We start from the raw sequence: 4,098 nt of genomic DNA, 5'->3' as shown, positions 1-4,098 counted from the left end.
GAAGGCCGCGCAGCAGTTCGACGACCTGGCGCTGCACAGTGCGATCCAGTGCCGAGGTCGGTTCGTCCAGCAGGCGCACCTCGTCGGCGACCACGGCGAAACCGCGCCCGGCATCTCCGGCGCGCGCCGCTTCGATGGCGGCGTTGAGGGCCAGCAGGTTGGTCTGCGCGGCGATGCCGCAGATGACTTCGAGGATCGAGCCGATCTGCTCGTTGCTCGCCGCCAGTTGCTGCAATTCGGCCATGGCCTGGTTCATTCCCGCGGCCAGCAGGTCGATGCCGCTGTTGGTGGCGTCGAGGGTGCGGAAACCGTCGTCGCAGGCTTGTTCCGCCGTGCGCGCGGCGTCGGCGGCGCGGGCGGCGCTGCGGGCCGAATCCTGGGCAGTGGCGGACATTTCCTGGAGCGCCGTGGCGACCATGTCGATCTCGCGGAACTGCTGCTGCATGCCGTCGCTGGTCTGCCGGGCGATCTGCGCCGAGCGGTCGGCGGTGGAGTGCGCCTCGCGGGTTGCCGACTGTACGGCGGCGATGCTCGGTTGCAGCTTGTCGAGGAAGCGGTTGAAGGCGGTGGCCAGTCGGCCCAGTTCATCTCGGCGCGGGTAATCGAGGCGGCGGGTGAGGTCGCCTTCGCCGTCGGCGATGTCTTCGAGCATGCGCGCCAGGCGCAGGATCGGCCGGCTGATGCCGAGCGCGGTGAGCGCCACCAGCAGCATGCCGAGCAGGCCGGCGGCGATGCCGACGCCGGTCTCCAGCGCGGTGCTTTTCCAGCGCAGGTCGTCCAGCGTGCCCTTGAGGCGCTCCGCCGGGGCAAGCATCACCGTGCGCGGCACGCTGAGCAGGATGCCCCAGGGCGCGGCGTCCGCCACCGGGGCGAGGCTGTGCAGCACGCTGATGGATTCGCCGTCATCAAAGGACTGCGAGCGCCCGGCGGCGATCTCGGCGAGCACGCTCTTGTCGTCGAACTTCTGCCCCAGCTTCGAGGCATCGCCGCTGTCGCTGGCGACCAGGCCGTTGGGGCTGAGGATACGGATGCGGCCCTGGCCGTCGAACAGGCTGCGGCTGCCTTCCGCGCTGCTTTGCTGCAGGGCTGCCAGGTCGATGTCGAAGCCCACGGCGGCGATGGCCTTGCCACTCTCCAGCAGCGGCAGGGTGACGCTGGTGACCAGTCGGCGCTGGCCCGAGGCGTCGTCGAAATACGGGTCGAGCACGCAGGGGCGGGCGTGGCCGATGGAGCAGGTGAAGAAGGCGTTGTAGGGCTGACCGCTGGGGCCGGGAGTGGTGTCGCCGAGCACCTGCTCGGTGCCGATCACCCGCTGGGTGTCCTTGCCGTTCTGCAGCAGGTAGAGGGCGAAGCGGCCGGTCTCGTTGCTGCCGAGGTCTTCGCGGGCGGCGAACTGGTTGTCGGCGGCATCCAGCGCATCGGGCTGGAACACCAGGAACAGGCCGAGCAGTTCCGGGTGCGCCGCGAGGGTATCGGCCATCGAATGATTGAGTGCGGTGCGCAGGGCAGCAGCGTCGAGAACGCCCTGGTGCTGCTGTGCACGCAAGGTCTGCACGCTGCGCAGCAGGCCTTCGCCAAGCAGCAGGTTGTTCTGCAGGCGCTCGCGGATCAGCAGGGCCTGCACCTGGCCCTGGGTTTCCAGGTTATGCCGCGCGGCAACGGCGAACAGCTCGCCGCTGTCGTGCTGGATGGTGCGGCTGTCCTGCCGCGCCTGGTACAGCGAGAGGCCGATCAGGACGCTGGCGACGAGGATCAGGCAGAGGCCCGCCAGCCAGGTGATGCGGCCCTGGATGGAGGTCAGGAGGCTGGGCATGGCGGGCTCTTCCCTGGACTTCAGAACGTGGTGGAGAACAGCAGCTGGCTGTAGAGGTTGCTGTTGTCGTTGCCGATCTGGGTGCCGCCTTCGGCCGCGCTCTTCTTCGGCTGGTACAGGCCCACCAGCGGGATGATCACCAGGTGCTCGTTGATCGCCCATTCGGCGTAGAGGTCCAGCTCGCGGCCGTCGGTGTTGCCCAGGTCGGTGTCCAGGGTGTGGAAGTCGAAGAACTGCGCGCCGATGGACAGGTTCTCCAGCGGGGTGACCTTGGCGCCGACGTTGTGTACGCGGGTGTTGTTGTTGAACGGGCCGGAGTAGTTGCCCGCCACCTCGCCCTGGAACCAGGTGCCGAAGCCACGGCTGAAGCCGTAGAAGAGGGTGTCGTAGCCTTCGGAGAAACGGCTGAAGCGGTAGCTGACGTAGGGCTTCCAGGCGACATCGGAGAAGGTCCAGCCGGCCTCCAGGTACCAGGCATTCGCGGTGTCGTCGGTGTACTGGGCGTCGCGCTTGTCCTGCCAGGCGTATTCGCCGGAGAGGAACAGGTTCTCCACGCCGGCATTGCCGGTGCCGCGCAGGCTGTAGGTCTTCATGTCCTTGCGGTCGAGCTGGATGGGCGAGGCGTAGCGCTCGTCGACATCGGTGACGTCGATGTAGGTCAGGCCGAAGGTGGCTTCCGGGGCGACGTGTTCGAGAGTGGCGACGTACAGCTCGGAGTTGGCCTGGGCGCGGTTGTCGGACTTCAGGCGCATCAGGTCACCACGCCAGCCTTCCTTGCCGCCGATACGCAGCACGGCGGTTTCGTCGAAGTCCCGGCGCGCTGCCAGGTAGTAGCCGCCGCCACGGTTGTATTCGCCGTCGGCCAGGCCCTTGCCCATGTTCAAGGCGTCGCCGTCGATCAGGAAACCATCGCCGACCACGATGTTCTGGCGGCCGAAGGACAGGTCGATGCCATCCTCGCCCAGCACCGGGAACAGGCCGGCCGAACGCCAGCCGGCGTAGGCGTCTTCGATCTTGGTGGTGCGCTCGGAACCGTCGCTGAAGCCGGCGGCATCGCCATCGCCCCAGGTGCCGGAGCTGAGCAGGTTGAAGGCGCCGTAGGCGGTGCCCGCGCCGCCCAGCTTCTGGTCGCCGCTCAGACCGTACTTGATGAAGCCTTCCTGCCAGGACGACGAGCCTTCATCCAGGGTGCCGGTCATGTTGTAGCGTTCCTGGCTGTGGAACAGCCCGAAGGTCGCCGAGAGGTCGGCGTTCAGGTGCGTGTCGTCGGTCGCGTACAGCTCGTAGGCGCTGGCGGAACTGGCCCCGGCGATGAGCAGGGCGAGCAGGGTGGGGCGCAGCACGGCGGCGTGGGTCATGGTGAAGGCATCCGTTTCGTTATTGTCGATTGAGGGGATGTGACTTCTGCCGATGCTAAGTAAGGGCTGGCCCTGTGCCGTTGCTCCTGTCTGCCAAGTGATTGGGTGTGGTTGCCAGATCGGGCGCCGGGGTTTCTGTAGGAGCGAGCTTGCTCGCGAACCCGTTTGACGCGGGAGCTGCCGGGGGGTGTTCGCGAGCAAGCTCGCTCCTACGAAGAGCAAAAGCTCAGCGTGTGCGGGAGATGACGGAGGGTTGTTCCGCGTAGAGCCGCTTGTAGAGGGCCGAGAAATGACTGGAACTGGCAAACCCCAGGTCCAGCGCCAGGTGGGTGATGCTCTGCTGCGGCTCCTGCTTGAGCCGGCGGCGAGCCTCGGCCAGGCGCAGACTGAGGAAGAACTGTTGCGGCGTGCTCTGGCAGATCTGCCGGAAGCAGTACTGCAGGGTGCGCTGGCTGGTGTTCAGGCTCTGGCTCAGCTCCAGCAGCGACAGCGGTTCGGAAAGGTCGGCCTGCATGCGCTCGATGGCCGCCAGCACCAGGCGGCGATGCTGCTGCAGCGAGCGCGGCGCACCTTCGCGGTCGTTGCCGGGGAGGATTTCCTCCAGCGCCTGCAGTACGTGGCTAAGCACCAGGGCGACGGCATGCCCGGCCTGTTGCGGGTCGTCCACCCGCCACGGTTCGCTTTCGAAGCCAGCGAGGGCGTCGCACAGGCTGCGGCGCAGGCCGCCGGCGCCGGTAGGGGAAAGCTCCAGGCGTCGTTGCTGTAGCGCGCGCTCGAACAGCTCACGCTCCTCGGCGCCGAGCAGGCGTTCCAGCTGTGGCTGGCTGAAGGTCAGGCCGAGCATGTGGATCTCCCCGGCGGCGCAGATTTCCAGCTCGCGGCCGCCTTCGAGCACCAGCAGGGTGTCGTCGTGCAGGGCCTGGCCGT

At 67.5% G+C, this 4,098-nt stretch carries 3 protein-coding genes; all 3 read right to left on the bottom strand.

What is annotated here, in order from left to right; all coding sequences use genetic code 11:
* On the bottom strand, positions 1-1,813 hold a 1,813-nt coding region (locus QO207_RS31185), incomplete at its 3' end, for a methyl-accepting chemotaxis protein (RefSeq protein WP_301536105.1).
* Positions 1,814-1,833: 20 nt separating this feature from the next.
* Positions 1,834-3,171, bottom strand: coding sequence for a hypothetical protein (locus QO207_RS31180; RefSeq protein WP_301536104.1), 1,338 nt, complete (start codon positions 3,169-3,171; stop codon positions 1,834-1,836).
* Between the two features lie 226 nt (positions 3,172-3,397).
* Positions 3,398-4,098, bottom strand: a 701-nt coding sequence (locus QO207_RS31175; RefSeq protein WP_301536103.1) for an AraC family transcriptional regulator, incomplete at its 5' end; no start/stop codon positions are given.

The organism is Pseudomonas sp. CAN1 (assembly GCF_030462585.1).
Lineage (GTDB): Bacteria > Pseudomonadota > Gammaproteobacteria > Pseudomonadales > Pseudomonadaceae > Pseudomonas.
The sequence above is the reverse complement of the archived record's forward strand: the minus strand, read 5'-3'. Positions and strand labels throughout refer to the sequence as shown.